This is a genomic window from Paenibacillus sp. OK076, assembly GCF_900110055.1.
Taxonomy (GTDB): domain Bacteria; phylum Bacillota; class Bacilli; order Paenibacillales; family Paenibacillaceae; genus Paenibacillus.
Genome location: NZ_FOCH01000001.1, coordinates 3,233,856 through 3,248,482, shown reverse-complemented (window position 1 = coordinate 3,248,482; position 14,627 = coordinate 3,233,856). Strand labels below are relative to the sequence as shown.

Below are 14,627 nucleotides of genomic sequence, written 5' to 3'. Positions count from 1 at the left end.
TTTGTTTTTATGTACACTATGAGCAGTGTGCTTCATGAAGGAGGTTATGATGTTAAACGGACGGATTGTCCTGGGCTTGTTGCTGCTTGTGGGTATACTGGCGATCCCGTTATCTTACTCACTTGACTCTGCGAACGCTGCTTCTGATACCAAAGACGCTATTCCACTCCAGCCAATCATTGATGGTTCTAAACCTGGAGAAGTGCTTGTGCTTGAGCCGGGTATTTATTCTGGTCCCGTAAGTATAGACAAGAATATATCCATTCGAGGAGATTCATCGGTAACGGTATTGAATATGGAAGCTGAATCCACGATTACCATTCGTTCAGATGGAGTGACTTTGCAGGGGTTCACGGTTCAACATTTAACGAACGAACCCACTGCTGCGATTCTGGTTGAAGGAGATCGTGTAGAGATCACGGGTCTGGATATTCAGAGTCAAAGTTTTGGAATCGTGCTGCGGGGTTCCGTCGACGGGCTCATACAAGGCAATACCATTTCATGGGCTGGACCGGAGTCTGCTTCCAGTGGTCAAAAGGGGAATGGCATTGATCTCTACAATTCCCATCGTACCCACATCGAAGACAACCAAATTACGGGTATGCGGGACGGGATCTACCTGGAGAATAGTCGCAATCTTACGGTTAAGGCTAATACGCTGTTACATACCAGGTATGGCATTCATTGTATGTATATTGATGGTTCTTCTGTTATGGACAATGTAGGGGAGAACAACAGTACCGGAGCCATGGTCATGGGTGTCAAGAATACGGTTGTATCGGGAAATTCCTTTCGCAAACAGAACGAAAATGTGCATTCACAAGGGATTTTGTTGTATGACGTACAGCAATCTTCGGTTCATAACAATGTCGTGGAAGGTAATCGTGTTGGCATGAACATTGCTGAATCCTCAGGAAATGAAATTCGCGGCAATGCGGTGCTCCGGAATTTCATCGGAATTCAGCTCGTTCTTGCGGAGGATAATCAGTTTACCAGAAACCAATTTGTTTCGAATGTGATTGAAGCTTCAGCGATGGACAGCCGGAACAATGAGATGAAGGAAAATTATTGGGATTCCTTTCAGGGTCTTGACCTGAACAATGATGGAATTAGTGAACTGTCTTATGGGATTAATCCATTTTATGAGCAAGTGGTCAACCGAAATTCGGCCTATCAACTTTTCTTTCAATCTCCAGGCATGATCTTTATGAGCAGCTTGTTTACGGAAGGCAAGGCAGAGTGGACAAGCGACAGATCGCCGTTAATGAGTATGGAAGCGCAATCAAAGACGACGAAGACAGGTACAAAAGCAGTCAAAGAGACAACTGGGGTTTGGATCATTGGATGCATTCTACTGGGCCTAGCTACTTTTATTATGATCAAAATGGGGGTATTACGAAAATGAGAATGAAAACACATTGGAAAACAGTGATGGTGCTTCTCTTTGGGGTGCTGTTATTAACAGCTTGCGGAAAAAAATACGAGGCATTGCCTATTAATGAAGACGTGGATATCTGTGCCATTTGCAAAATGCAGGTGAAAGATGATGCCTATGCCACGCAGCTTACCACAAAAGACGGTAAAAATTATAAATTTGATGACATTGGTTGTATGCATCAGTGGAAAGAAGAGAATGGAACAGATAATATCGGGATGGATTTTGTTCGTGATTATAATGACAAGGAATGGATTGAGTACAGCAAAGCCACTTATGTATATGATGCTTCACTGCGTACACCCATGGCTTACGGCATCCTCAATTTCAAGGATAAAGCCTCCGCGGAAGCTTTTGTAGCTGAGCAGGGTGTAGGAACGATCATGACCGCTGAAGACCTCGCTTCTCACGACTGGAAACAAAATACCGAGACGATGGATATGATGGGTGAACATGGGCATTCCGAAGAGGGAATGGGTGAAGGTATGCATGAAGAAAAGCATGGGGAAAGTGAATCAACGGAAGAATCAGGCCACAAGTAATGACCAATGAAGATGGTGATGCATGATGGGAGATATGTTCCAAGTCGTTCGACGAGAAATGAAAATGGGCTTTCGCAACCCCTGGTCATATTCATTTTTGATTCTTTTCTGCGTGTTTAGCCTGAGTTTGTTAATCATTAATTCTCAGAATTTTGTAGCAGGCTACTCTGGCACGACAGGTTCCATGTTAAATCTCATTCTTTATCTGTTGCCGCTGATGACCCTCTTTCTGGGCTCGTTCTCGTTGACTTCTGAAAAAGAAGAGGGTAGCTGGCAGCTGTTGTCCACTTACCCCATCGGTACGATGTCTTTTATTGTTGGCAAATATCTCGGTCTGTCCGTTGTATTAATAACGATAGTTACATTTGGTTATGGCCTGATGGGAATTCTCAGCGGATGGATGGACAGCCCTTTAAATGTCATGACATACCTTTTATTTCTGGTATTCTCCTGTGGACTGGTGCTGCTATTTTTGACGATTGCACTGTTTATCGGTTCGTTATCCAAAAATCGCTGGCAAGCGTTAACGATATCCGTATCCGTTTGGTTTTTTGCGGTGATCGGATGGCCTACGCTTCTAATCTCCGTGTTGGGTCTCATGCCTTATCAGTGGGTAAAACCTTTACTCACTGTTCTAACCTTCATCAATCCGGCTGAGCTGGTACGTTTGTTTGTGGTGATTAAACTTGGCGGGGGCTCTATTCTGGGACCTGAATATTATCAGTGGGTAGATTGGTTACAGCCATCGAGCGAGAGCTGGATTTTTATGGGGATATGCCTGCTGTGGATTGCATGTTCGATCGTGGCAGTATACGGGATATGGGAAAGGGGGCGTTCCCATGGATAACGTGGAAGCAGAGATTGTTGGACTGTGTAAATCCATAAAAAAACAACAGATTGTTGAGGATATATCCTTTCGCGTTTCTTCCGGTCATGTGCTTGCCTTATGCGGAGGAAATGGGGCCGGAAAAAGCACCGTTCTGCGTATGCTCGCAGGTATTCTTCAACCTACCTCGGGTGAAATCATTGTAAACAAGATGCGCTGGTCCAAAGAACGAAAGCGATATTCGGAACAGATCGGATATATGCCGGATGATTATCATTTCAACCAGGGTCTGACGGCAGAGGAAGTGCTTCAGTTCTGGGCGGCGCTTAGGAAAGTGCCCAAAGAGCGAGTAACGGAAATGCTAACCATGGTAGGCTTGGCCGATCAAAAAAAGAAACGGGTCACGACCTTTTCCAAAGGTATGCGGCAGCGTGTGTTGTTTGCCCAGGCTCTATTGGCCAAGCCTCCGCTGCTGATCATGGATGAGCCGACGAATGGACTAGACCCTTTCTGGATGCAGGAGTTTGCAAATCTGATAAAACAGATCAAGGAGGAGGGGCATATGGTTGTGTTCTCCACTCACCAGCTTGAGATTGCAGCTGATGTTGCAGATCACATTGTTTTTATGAATCAGGGACGTAATGTGGGAGATGGCTCTACTGAGGAGTTTCGAGAGCAGTTTGGGTCGCTTCATGCTGCTTTTCATCATAGTCTTGGCTTAAAATGAAGGTGAATCGATTGGAAATAAAGAGTGGAAAAATGAGTGCGAAAATGAGACGTTTGCTTACTATCCTGATTGGAATGGCTGCTGTGCTGGTCGCGGCGTGGGCCATTTATCAGGGGACTTCATCATCCGAGTCCAAAAGGATCGGTGCCATTGAAGCAGGTGCAATTGCTCCCGAATTAACTGCGGTTAACTCAGCAGGAGAACAGGTGAAGCTCTCGGATTATCGGGGCAAAGTCGTCATGATTAACTTCTGGGCTTCATGGTGCACGCCCTGTGTGAGGGAAATGCCGATGATTAATCAGATCGCTCAGACATATCAAAACGATGTAGAGACCCTGTTTGTCAACGTGGGGGAAGCGAAGGGCACCATTCGTGAATTTATGGAGAAACAGCAATTCGATTTCCCTGTTATCATTGATGTGACCGGAAAGGTCTCCGGTCTATATCGCATCACCGGGTTGCCAGCGACCATGATCATAGATCAGGAAGGTATATTCAGTCACATTCTGCTCGGTGAGCTGACCAAAGATATTCCCTTGCAGCAATGGCTGGAGCAGACCGTACAGCAAAAGAATTGAGCTTTGCAAGATTATGCTTATGAACAAAACAAGTCGAGAAGTCGCTATAGAAGCGGCTTCTTTTGTTTTTTTGTAAGCTGCAATAAGAATCCAGTTAAACGTGAACGATTTTTCCGAACATCTTGCATGCATAGTAGAATGGAAAATCGCGATACCACGGTTGTGCCTAACGAATCAATAGCCCCTTTGGGTGCTTTTTACGCTTTTCACCGAGTTGTCAGAAAGTGTTGATCCTTTCTTGAACATTTAGGGACGAAGGCGTGTCAGTGATTGAATTGCTAATTCACAAAGATATAATAATTTTAACTATTAGGTCCCGTTAAGTACTTTGGCCCTTCAGTATCAGGTAAAACAAGCCTTGCCTATGCATGCTTAGTCCAGTAACTAAGTGCAGCAGCACACAATGAAGTTGCGGCAAAGCTCCTTCGTCTTTTACTTTGTGAAAAAATTCTCTTTATACATACAACGATGGAGGAACGGTTTGTAGATAAACTCTGATCAGTCTAGTGGGGCCTCTATCAACCTGATATAGAACGCAGTCCGAGGGCTGACTGACCTAATAAGTAAAAGATTCAAATCAGTACAAAAGTCGAACAGAGTTTGAAAGGAGGCAGTAAAGTATGGCAATCGATACGGTGATGTGGAGCAAGCTGGTGACAGGTATGACACTGGGCTTCCACGCTATTTTTGCGACACTTGGCGTCGGTATACCCCTAATGATCGCAATTGCTGAGTTCATGGGGATTCGCAAGAAGGATCCTCATTACACACTGATGGCAAAGAGGTGGTCAAGAGGGTTTGTCATTTCTGTGGCGGTTGGTGTGGTGACCGGTACTGCGATTTCACTGCAGCTGGCCCTGGTGTGGCCGAATTTTATGAAACTGGCAGGCAATGTCATTGCACTTCCGTTATTTATGGAAGTATTCGCATTCTTTTTTGAAGCCATCTTCCTGGGCATTTATTTGTATACGTGGGATCGATTCAAAAATCCATACATCCACTGGCTGCTGACGATTCCCATTGTCACCGGTGCAGGGATGTCGGCTGTGTTTATTACGACGGTGAACGGCTTCATGAACCAGCCTGGAGGCTTTGTGATGGAAGCAGGCCAATTCACAGCGGTTAACCCGGTGCAGGCGATGCTGAATACGGCGACGTTCTCCAAGATGTTTCATGTATTAAGCTCGGCCTATTTGACAGGAGCTGCTCTGTTGGCCGGAATTGCAGCCTTTGCAATGCTGAGAAAAGGGGCGTCTGCCTACCACAAAAAAGCCTTGAATCTCATGATGGCGGTGGTTCTGCTATTCGGCTTACTAAACACGTTAGCGGGAGATGTGTCCGCCAAGTTTCTGGCTGAGCATCAGCCGGAGAAACTTGCAGCAGCAGAATGGCATTTTGAGACGGAAAGTGGCGCAGATTTGATTTTATTGGGATGGCTGAATGCGGAGCATGAAATTATAGGGGCTCTTCACCTGCCGAAACTGCTCAGCTTCCTGGCCTTTAGTGACTTTAATGCCGAAGTAACTGGACTGGAGGAGTTTCCGAAGGACGAATGGCCGCCGCTGCTCGTTCACTACCTGTTTGATTTAATGGCGGGAATCGGATTTACGCTGCTGGTTATCTCGGTTCTGTATTTCCTGTTTGTGTTCTGGAAAAAGCGCAATGAGCTGAACAAGTGGCTGCTTGGGATTATAGCGCTAGGCGCACCGATGGCTTTTCTCGGGGTTGAGCTGGGCTGGTTCTATGCTGAACTTGGACGACAGCCGTGGATTATCCGGGGATATATGCGTGTAGAGGAAGCCGCTACTTCATCACCCAACATCAGAATGATCTTTTTCTTCTTCCTGCTTCTTTACATTGTTCTGGGAGTGATGTGTGTTCTCGTACTAAGACGTTTGTTCAACAATAATCCGGCAGAAGTCGAGATGGAGAAATGGATGAAGGAGAAGCGCAATCCGTCTACAGAAAAGGGTGAGCGTACATGAGTTACGAACTGATTGGCATCTCGGTGCTCTGGCTGTTCTTGTATGGATATTTAATAGTAGCCTCCATTGATTTCGGGGCGGGTTTCTTTGCCTTTTATGCACGCCTGACGAAACAGGATCACCTGATTAATCGTCTGATCTCTCGTTATTTATCACCGGTATGGGAGATTACGAATGTATTTTTTGTCTTTTTCTACATTGGCATCGTTGGATTCTTTCCCGACACGGCTTATTATTACGGATCAGCGCTGCTCGTACCGGGCAGTATTGCTGTCATTTTGCTCGCCATTCGTGGGTCGTTTTATGCCTTTGAGAACTATGGTTCCAAAAATAATATCGTGTATCTGTTTCTATATGGAGCTTCGGGATTGCTTATTCCCGCTTCGCTATCAGTGGCGCTAACGCTGTCTGAAGGTGGTTTTATCGTGAAGCAGGATTCGATGGTTTCTTTGGATTACTGGACGCTGTTTACCAATCCGTTATCCTGGAGCATCGTTGGACTGGCGATTGTGTCTGTATTATTCATTAGCAGCTCATTTCTGGCCTTCTATGCGTCGCGGGCAGAGGATCACGCTGCATTGAAGCTGGTACGGACCTATGCCCTGTTCTGGAGCACACCGACGATTATCATCGCACTGACTGCATTTATTTATTTGGGACAGCACAATGAGCGACATTTTCAAAATATGATGGATTTATGGTGGCTGCTTGCACTTTCCGTTGCCTTCTTCATGATAGCGATGTGGCTGATCTATAACGGACGCCGCTACGGATTAGCGTTTATATGCATCATGCTGCAATTTTTCTGTGCCTTTTTCGCTTACGGAATTGGTCAATATCCTTATATCCTTGATCCGTTCATTACAATTCAAAACAGTGTAACCTCACCAGCAATGGGCTTCGCACTGGTTGTTGTCTTTATCGGTGGCATGTGTATGTTGATTCCTTCCTTGATTCTGGTTTTCAGACTGTTTCTGTTTGATGCGGACTATGTAAAGGGAAAAAAATAAATTGAATTTAATATGTGATGCAAGGGAGTAATCTCACAGGTTCATAGAAAGGAGGAAAGTGAACATGAAGAGGAAAACAAGCCTGATCTCTCAACAAATGTCTGGCCAGCGAAAACGTCTTTCGCTCCTCGCGGTCATTTCACTTGGGCTGGGTGCAGCGATTGTAAGTCAGGCTGCGCTGCTTGCTGAAGCTGTGCAACGGATTTTCGTGGAGAAGGCTTCCCTTTCGTCGGTCGTCATGCTGCTCGGGATACTTCTGGCTGTCATGGTCATACGTACAGGGTTGTCTTATGGGAACGGAAAAGTTGGTTTGCATATGGCTGCCAGTGCGAAGACGAATATGCGGGCAGCCGTTCTGGAACATTTGACCCATGCGTCGATGCCATCAACCCTTCATGGCCAAACAGGCGGAAAGGTCAGTGTTGCTCTGGATGCTGTGGATGAGGCTGACAGTTATTTCAGTCAGTATATGCCGCGTATGATGGAGGCTGCCATCATTCCGATTCTGATTTTGGTGGTAACGTTTATGCAGCATGCCAACGCAGGCTTCATTATGCTGTTTACCGCCCCGTTTATCCCCTTGTTCATGATTTTGGTGGGACTGAAGACGAAAAATAAATCAGAGGAGAAATATGCGCAGCTGGCTGAGTTCTCCGGTACGTTTCTGGATTCTCTTCAAGGGCTCGTTTCGTTGAAAATATTTGGACGCGCTCACCGTCAGCAGCAGGAGATTGAGCGCACCAGCCTGGGTTACCGGGATGCCACGATGGGCATTTTGCGGATTGCGTTTACCAATACGTTTATGCTGGAATCGATCGTCATGCTAAGTATCGGTATCGTCGCTCTCGAACTGGCAATCCAGCTGCTTGTATTCAAATCGATGTCGTTCCACACCGCGTTTCTCGTGCTGCTGCTTGTTCCCGAGTTTTACAGCCTGTTGAAAAATACGGGAACGGCTTTTCACAGCGGGCGCACAAGTATGGGAGCGGTTCGTAAGGTAGAGCAGATGCTTGAAGAAACGGCTGGAGAGAACAAATCGGCAGATGGCAAAGAAGGATCAGGTACATCCGATGGGATTAACGAGGTTGATAACATGGATCGGATGGAAAGGGAGAACGGGATAGGGACATTGCAAATGGACCGTTCCAATGACAGTTCCATGCCGCCATCCATGATATTGAACCATCTCCGTTTTCGATACGCGCCTGAATCATTCGAACTTGAAACTGGCCGGGTCCAGCTTAATCCGGGAGAACACATTGCTATTGTCGGCAAAAGCGGCTCAGGGAAAACGACATTGCTGCATCACATTGCGGGTTTGCTGAAGCCAGCATCAGGAGAAGTTCTGGTAAATGGACAGCCGTTATCCAAATATGATGAGGCTGTATGGTTCGAACAAGTTAGCTACATTACACAGCATCCGTATATTTTTGCAGGTACATTTGCTGAGAACATTGCGATCGGTGCGGGTCGGACCGTGGCCAGGACTGAAATTGAGCAGGCGGCAGAGGATGCCGGGCTTGCCGAACTTGCTGCTCAATTGGAGCATGGCTTCGATACCTTGGTGGGTGAAGGAGGACGGGGGCTGTCTGGCGGGGAAAAGCAGCGACTGGCCTTGGCACGTGCTTTTTTGAAGCGGCCATCCATCATATTGTTTGATGAACCAACGGTGGGACTGGATCTGCGCACGGAGCAGATATTGCAACGTTCGATTGCCACATTGGCTGACAAGGCAACGATGATTACGGTGGCTCACCGGTTATATACCATTCAACATGCTGACCGCATATTGTTTATGGACCAAGGTGTGTTAGTGGATACTGGACGCCATGAAGAGCTTATGGCGCGCCTACCCCAGTATGCCGAGATGATTGAGGTTCAACGAAAGGGGGGCTTAGCATGAATGAACTAGCGATTTTGTCCAAAGCCATGATTCAGGAGCGCAAGGATATCATCTTTTCCATTCTATGTGGGTTTATTGCAGGGATTGCAGGAGTAGCCCTCTTCTCGGCGAGCGGATATCTGATTTCACAAACGGTCTTTGCGCCACCGCTGTATACCTTAATTGTACTCACCTCGCTGGTCAAGTTGCTTGGACTGCTTCGGGCAGCGAGTCGTTACGGGGAGCGTTTGTATTCCCACCGGGCTACCTTCTCTATGCTTAGCCGTTTGCGTACCTCCTTTTTTGCGAAGCTCATTCCTTTAACGCCGGGAATATTGAACAAAAAGCGAAGCGGGGACCTGCTAGCCCGCATTGTTGGGGACGTGGAGAGCCTGCAACATTATTTTTTGCGTGTTGCTTATCCACCGATCATTGTTGTCATGGTTTTTTTGGCGACAGTGTTGTTTACTTCTGCCTTTTCATTCTGGATTGCGGGGCTGTTTGTATTAGGTATGCTCACAACGGCATTGGTTGTACCGGGAATAGTTTTGCTTGGACAGCGAAAAATACATGGTCGTGTTCGCGAGCAACGGGCACTACTTTCCACGGAAGTCACCGAAGTATTGTATGGTTTCAGGGATTTGAAAGTGTACGGACAACTGGCTCAGCGGGAGCAGCAGCTGCAGCAGGCTTCTGCTGCGTTGACGGTCCAGCAACAACAGGCTGCCGGACACCTACTGCGCGGGCAATCCATGCATGCTTTGGTTACGTTCCTTATTTCCTGGGGAGTGCTGACACTTGGTGCTTATCTGATTATCGATGGAGCGCTGGCTGGCGTGTTTCTTGCAATGCTGGTCATGGCCTCACTAACCGTATTCGAAGAAGCTGCGGCAATGGCGACATTACCTTTGTATAAGCAGGATAGCGAACACGCAGCCAAGCGACTGACGGAAACCATACAGACCTCCGATAGGCAGTCTGTGTCTACGCAGCCAGAAGGAGCGTTATCTGACAATCAGGCTGTTTCGCTTGATCTGTGCGATGTTACGTTTCAATATGAAGGGGAGTGGAGACCGGCGTTAAAGGACATTTCGCTGCATATTGTACCCGGCTCCAAAACGGCGATTGTCGGACCGAGCGGATCAGGCAAATCAACGATGATTGAATTGCTGCTTAAACTGCGAACACCTACGACTGGGGAGATCCGATTAAATGACATTTCTGTGAAGGAACTGGAGGAGGCGAGCATTTGGCAGACGGCAAATGTCGTGTTGCAGCAAAGTCATTTCTTCCGGGGAACGATCCGGGATAACCTTTTGTTGAATGATGATGAACATTCGGACGAGCAACTGTTGGATGTGCTGGCAAAAGTACAGCTCCCGAATACATCTTTGACCGATGTAGTATATGAAAAAGGGGAAAACCTGTCGGACGGCGAGAAGCAGAGGTTGGCTATGGCACGGGCCATGCTTCGCAAGGGACGATTATGGCTTCTCGATGAACCTACTTCCTCCATGGATTACGTTACAGAAGAACGTGTGATGAAACATCTCTATGCACAAGCAGCCGAGGATACGCTTCTCTTGATCTGTCATCGGCTTACCGGTCTGGAAGAGATGGATCGGATTGTGGTTATGGAACAGGGAACGATAGTGGAAACAGGCTCCTATGCGGAGTTAATGGAGCAAAAAGGTTATTTTTATGAGATGAAGAAGATCGAGCGGCAAATGATTGGAGAATTTGGAAGGTAAGAGAATAAGATATAAACGGATGTGAATGAAAGTCATTGCAGTTTAAACATTCGCCATACCAAAAAATACACTCGCACACGTTTACACTGTGTGAGTGTATTTTTAGTTTAAAACCCGAAAATGAATGAGGACAAGCTTCAATCAAATGAAGCTTTGATTAAACAACTTGTGCTCCAGTACAACAGACCTTAATGGCCTCCTGTATTGGAAGCCCAGACAGGATACCAGCCTGCACTCGGGGTTTCTGTATTGTAAAGCACCAAATTGCCGTCATTTTGAACGATGAGCACGTTACCTCTGAGGTTGGGTGGCAGATTGTCCGCTCCATAGTACGATGTAGACCATGCCTTGTTGTCTGACGTCCAGTAAGGTGTGTTTTGGGGATCCTGGAGCACTAGTTTTCCACTCCAATAATCAATCTTGAAATGATTTATTCTCGTGTCACTGGTCTTGGTGTTCCATAACATCGTGCGTGTGCGGTTATCCCAGAGCTGTAGGTCGCCGTAGACGCTGTATTGCAGTGAAAACCTGACGTTGTTGGATACGAGTGGAATCGAGTTGTTATACATGATGTCGTAAATGAGGCGGTCTCCAGCCGCAGACGCTGAAGGAACGATGGGGAGCAAAAACATGAAAATTGCAGCAAATAGCAAAACGGCTTTTTTCATAAGATCCTCTTTTCTGGGATATATTTTAAATTACATACCAAATATATCATATCTACCTATCAAAATTGTATAAAATTTCAAGTTAGTTGAAAATATTTTTGGATGTGTTGTTATGTGAAAATAATTCATTTAACAACTTATTTTAAACCTATTAACATGATAGGATAATCTAAATTCCCAGGTTAGCCACATCTATCGTATCAATGTCAGATTCACGAGCTTTCTTCAAGCTCAGGTAAATATCTGCCCCAATAATCAGGCGTGCCGAAGAGCGAAATGTGTGTTCCAAAATAATGAATTAAATAAATTTTTAATGATCACTTGATTTTTTGCAATGTATCTGATATTGTAAGACCTGTGATTTTGGAAAGCAGATATATCAACATAAATCAGGTCTTTCCAGCAGATAATTTTTGACCACTTCTCTTAAGGAAGTTAAGGCCATACGGACAGCCGGGTCAAACGCCGATTGGCAACTTATGTTGCCTTATTGATTGAGTTAAAAGCTCAAATTTTATAAGTTGGTTACTTTACAACCAGTGCATCTGCACATCAACTTGTGAAACGGTCAATAAGAGTGGTAAAGGCGAATTATTTGCTATATAGACTCTGATCTGATATTGATATACATGAAGAAGCTTTCCGCTACAGGAGTTCTTTTGAACTTTTTTAGTTATGGGAACTTTGCGTCTTTTTAATGATGTATATCGACAAGCAAGTGTGATGATGCGCGTTTGGGGCATTTTTCACCTTGCTTTTTTTGTTGGTTCAGAACGGGCGAAAAGTTGAAAAATGAGAAAAATAATGAAGTTGAAATTTTAAAAAAAATTCATATTGGGTTAGGAGAATGGAAAATGGGAAAAGCACTAATCATCGGCGCCGGCGGCGTAGCTTCAGTAGCAGTTCATAAATGCGTTCAAAACAGCGAAGTATTTGAGGAAATCTGCATCGCAAGTCGTACGAAATCCAAATGTGACGATCTTAAAGCCAAGCTGGACGGCGGTAAAACAAAAATTACGACAGCTCAAGTGGATGCCGACAACGTTGACGAACTGATCGCCCTCATCAACGAAGTTAAACCGGATATCGTCATGAACCTGGCATTGCCTTACCAAGACCTGACAATCATGGATGCTTGCCTTGCAACGAAAACGAACTACATGGATACAGCGAACTATGAGCCGGAAGATACGGCAAAATTTGAATACAAATGGCAATGGGATTACAAAGAACGTTTTGAAAAAGCGGGAATTACAGCTCTGCTCGGCAGCGGATTTGACCCAGGTGTTACGGGTGTATTCTCTGCTTATGCCCTGAAGCATTACTTTGACGAGATCGAATATATTGACATTCTGGACTGCAACGGTGGGGATCACGGCTACCCGTTCGCAACCAACTTCAACCCTGAAATCAACATCCGTGAAGTTTCGGCTAACGGAAGATATTGGGAAAAAGGCGAATGGATCGAAACAAAACCAATGGAAATTAAACGTGTCTATGACTTCAAAGAAGTTGGCGAGAAAGACATGTATCTGCTTTATCATGAAGAGCTGGAGTCCCTGGCTAAAAACATGCCTGGTCTGAAACGCATTCGTTTCTTCATGACATTTGGTCAAAGCTACCTTACGCACTTGAAAGCACTTGAAAATGTGGGCATGACTTCGATTGAACCTATCGAATACGAAGGTAAACAAATTATTCCTTTGCAATTCCTGAAGGCGGTATTGCCAGATCCGGCGTCCCTTGGACCACGTACTGTGGGTAAAACGAACATCGGCTGCATTTTCAAAGGTAAAAAAGACGGCAAAGACAAAACGTACTACGTGTACAACATTTGCGATCACCAAGAATGCTTCAAAGAAGTCGGCTCCCAAGCGATCTCTTACACAACAGGTGTTCCAGCCATGATTGGTGCAGCAATGGTGATGACGGGCAAATGGAACAAACCAGGCGTATACAACGTGGAAGAGTTCAATCCAGATCCATTCATGGAAGAGTTGAACAAATGGGGTCTCCCATGGGTTGAAGACTTCAACCCGGTACTCGTTGACGAACTGCCAGAAGAAGTCAAAGAATCGGAGCTCGTTCGTTAAGATGCGGTTTGAGCAATTACCGACACCATGTTTTGTTGTTGACGAAGGACTTATCGAAAGAAATCTCAAAATCCTGAACGGTGTTATGCAGCGTACAGGAGCCAAAATCGTGCTGGCTCAGAAAGCATTTTCCATGACCACGATGTATCCGCTCATTGGAGAATATCTGAGCGGTGCAACGGCAAGCGGGCTGTATGAAGCCCGCCTGGGCCATGAGGAGATGGGCAAAGAGAACCACGTCTTTGCCCCGGCCTATCGCGAAGATGAGATTGATGAAATCCTTTCGATTACCGATCATATTATCTTCAATTCATTCTCCCAACTGGAGAAGTTCAAGGGCAAAGCGCTTCAGGCTGGTCGAAAAGTAGGCCTGCGTATTAACCCTGAATGCTCGACTCAGGAGGGACATGAGATCTACGATCCATGTTCTCCTGGTTCAAGGTTCGGCGCAAAGCATGAAGATTTCCGTGCGGAGCTGCTGGAAGGAGTCTCCGGACTGCATTTCCATACCTTGTGCCAGCAAAATTCAGACGATCTGGAAACGACGCTGAATGCGGTAGAAGAGAAGTTTGGACAATGGCTGCCACAAATGGAATGGATCAACTTCGGCGGTGGACACCATATCACACGCGAGGATTACGACATTCCAAGACTGGAAGCCTGCATCAAACGCATGCAGGAAAAATATGGTCTGGAAGTATATCTGGAGCCGGGCGAAGCAGTTGCGCTGAACGCGGGCTTCCTGGTGACTTCCGTACTCGATTTCCACAAGAACGGTATGGACATTGCTATTCTGGATACCTCGGCCACATGCCACATGCCGGACGTGCTGGAAATGCCGTATCGCCCACCGCTTATCGGTTCGGGAGAAGCAGGAGAAAAACCTCACCTGTATCGTCTGGGTGGACAAACTTGTCTGTCGGGTGATGTGATCGGCGATTATTCGTTTGATCAACCGCTCAAAACGGGTGACAGATTGGTATTTGAGGACATGGCGATCTACTCCATGGTCAAAACCAATACATTTAACGGCATGCCGTTACCAGCCATCGCAGTAAAAAGAAAAGATGGTGATTGCGAAGTGGTTCGCGAGTTCGGCTATCAGGATTTCAAAATGAGATTGGCTTAAT

Annotated in this window: 12 protein-coding genes; 11 read left to right on the top strand and 1 reads right to left on the bottom strand. The window is 46.0% G+C overall.

Annotation, left to right across the window (positions count from 1 at the left end; all coding sequences use genetic code 11):
* Positions 1–46 precede the first annotated feature (46 nt).
* From BMY78_RS14265 to cydC, 9 genes are all read left to right on the top strand, one after another.
* Complete coding sequence (locus BMY78_RS14265; RefSeq protein WP_256222114.1) at positions 47–1,405, top strand: right-handed parallel beta-helix repeat-containing protein; 1,359 nt, start codon at positions 47–49, stop codon at positions 1,403–1,405.
* A 2-nt stretch (positions 1,406–1,407) separates the two neighbouring features.
* Positions 1,408–1,977: a nitrous oxide reductase accessory protein NosL gene (locus BMY78_RS14260; protein WP_090902452.1), complete on the top strand. Its 570-nt coding sequence runs from the start codon at positions 1,408–1,410 to the stop codon at positions 1,975–1,977.
* Positions 1,978–2,002: 25 nt separating this feature from the next.
* Positions 2,003–2,824: an ABC transporter permease gene (locus BMY78_RS14255; RefSeq protein ID WP_090902449.1), complete on the top strand. Its 822-nt coding sequence runs from the start codon at positions 2,003–2,005 to the stop codon at positions 2,822–2,824.
* Entirely contained in the window at positions 2,817–3,530 is a 714-nt protein-coding gene (gene ccmA, locus BMY78_RS14250; RefSeq protein WP_090899713.1) for a heme ABC exporter ATP-binding protein CcmA, read from the top strand. The genes BMY78_RS14255 and ccmA overlap by 8 nt, the downstream gene beginning before the upstream one ends.
* Positions 3,531–3,562: 32 nt before the next feature.
* On the top strand, positions 3,563–4,108 hold the full coding sequence (locus BMY78_RS14245) for a TlpA family protein disulfide reductase (RefSeq protein ID WP_256222113.1): 546 nt from the start codon (positions 3,563–3,565) through the stop codon (positions 4,106–4,108).
* A gap of 620 nt (positions 4,109–4,728) precedes the next feature.
* The gene (locus BMY78_RS14240) at positions 4,729–6,093 is read left to right on the top strand and encodes a cytochrome ubiquinol oxidase subunit I (RefSeq protein ID WP_090899707.1); all 1,365 of its coding nucleotides are present in this window, start codon (positions 4,729–4,731) and stop codon (positions 6,091–6,093) included.
* Positions 6,090–7,103 carry a cytochrome d ubiquinol oxidase subunit II gene (locus BMY78_RS14235; protein ID WP_090899704.1) on the top strand — a complete coding sequence of 338 codons (1,014 nt, stop codon included), beginning with the start codon at positions 6,090–6,092 and terminating at the stop codon, positions 7,101–7,103. The genes BMY78_RS14240 and BMY78_RS14235 overlap by 4 nt, the downstream gene beginning before the upstream one ends.
* A 64-nt stretch (positions 7,104–7,167) precedes the next feature.
* Positions 7,168–9,006: a thiol reductant ABC exporter subunit CydD gene (cydD, locus tag BMY78_RS14230; RefSeq protein ID WP_090899701.1), complete on the top strand. Its 1,839-nt coding sequence runs from the start codon at positions 7,168–7,170 to the stop codon at positions 9,004–9,006.
* A complete protein-coding gene (gene cydC / locus BMY78_RS14225; RefSeq protein WP_090899698.1) occupies positions 9,003–10,736 on the top strand; it encodes a thiol reductant ABC exporter subunit CydC in 1,734 nt (577 codons plus the stop codon). The genes cydD and cydC overlap by 4 nt, the downstream gene beginning before the upstream one ends.
* A 188-nt stretch (positions 10,737–10,924) precedes the next feature.
* Here the strand turns inward: cydC and BMY78_RS14220 are convergent, their stop codons facing one another.
* Complete coding sequence (locus tag BMY78_RS14220) at positions 10,925–11,404, bottom strand: immunoglobulin domain-containing protein (protein ID WP_090899695.1); 480 nt, start codon at positions 11,402–11,404, stop codon at positions 10,925–10,927.
* Between the two features lie 854 nt (positions 11,405–12,258).
* Between BMY78_RS14220 and BMY78_RS14215 the strand changes: the two genes are divergently transcribed.
* Positions 12,259–13,497 (top strand): saccharopine dehydrogenase family protein, encoded by a 1,239-nt coding sequence (locus tag BMY78_RS14215; protein ID WP_090899692.1) that lies wholly within the window; start codon positions 12,259–12,261, stop codon positions 13,495–13,497.
* A gap of 1 nt (position 13,498) precedes the next feature.
* Positions 13,499–14,626: a carboxynorspermidine decarboxylase gene (gene nspC, locus BMY78_RS14210; protein ID WP_090899689.1), complete on the top strand. Its 1,128-nt coding sequence runs from the start codon at positions 13,499–13,501 to the stop codon at positions 14,624–14,626.
* The last annotated feature ends 1 nt before the right edge of the window (position 14,627 follow it).

Coding starts and splice junctions, on each gene's coding strand:
- ccmA (WP_090899713.1), top strand. CDS start 2,817: ATGGATAACGTGGAAGCAGAGATTGTTGGACTGTGTAAATCCATAAAA.
- BMY78_RS14245 (WP_256222113.1), top strand. CDS start 3,563: ATGAGTGCGAAAATGAGACGTTTGCTTACTATCCTGATTGGAATGGCT.
- BMY78_RS14235 (WP_090899704.1), top strand. CDS start 6,090: ATGAGTTACGAACTGATTGGCATCTCGGTGCTCTGGCTGTTCTTGTAT.
- BMY78_RS14260 (WP_090902452.1), top strand. CDS start 1,408: ATGAAAACACATTGGAAAACAGTGATGGTGCTTCTCTTTGGGGTGCTG.
- BMY78_RS14255 (WP_090902449.1), top strand. CDS start 2,003: ATGGGAGATATGTTCCAAGTCGTTCGACGAGAAATGAAAATGGGCTTT.
- BMY78_RS14265 (WP_256222114.1), top strand. CDS start 47: ATGATGTTAAACGGACGGATTGTCCTGGGCTTGTTGCTGCTTGTGGGT.
- BMY78_RS14220 (WP_090899695.1), bottom strand. CDS start 11,404: ATGAAAAAAGCCGTTTTGCTATTTGCTGCAATTTTCATGTTTTTGCTC.
- BMY78_RS14215 (WP_090899692.1), top strand. CDS start 12,259: ATGGGAAAAGCACTAATCATCGGCGCCGGCGGCGTAGCTTCAGTAGCA.
- nspC (WP_090899689.1), top strand. CDS start 13,499: ATGCGGTTTGAGCAATTACCGACACCATGTTTTGTTGTTGACGAAGGA.
- cydD (WP_090899701.1), top strand. CDS start 7,168: ATGAAGAGGAAAACAAGCCTGATCTCTCAACAAATGTCTGGCCAGCGA.
- cydC (WP_090899698.1), top strand. CDS start 9,003: ATGAATGAACTAGCGATTTTGTCCAAAGCCATGATTCAGGAGCGCAAG.
- BMY78_RS14240 (WP_090899707.1), top strand. CDS start 4,729: ATGGCAATCGATACGGTGATGTGGAGCAAGCTGGTGACAGGTATGACA.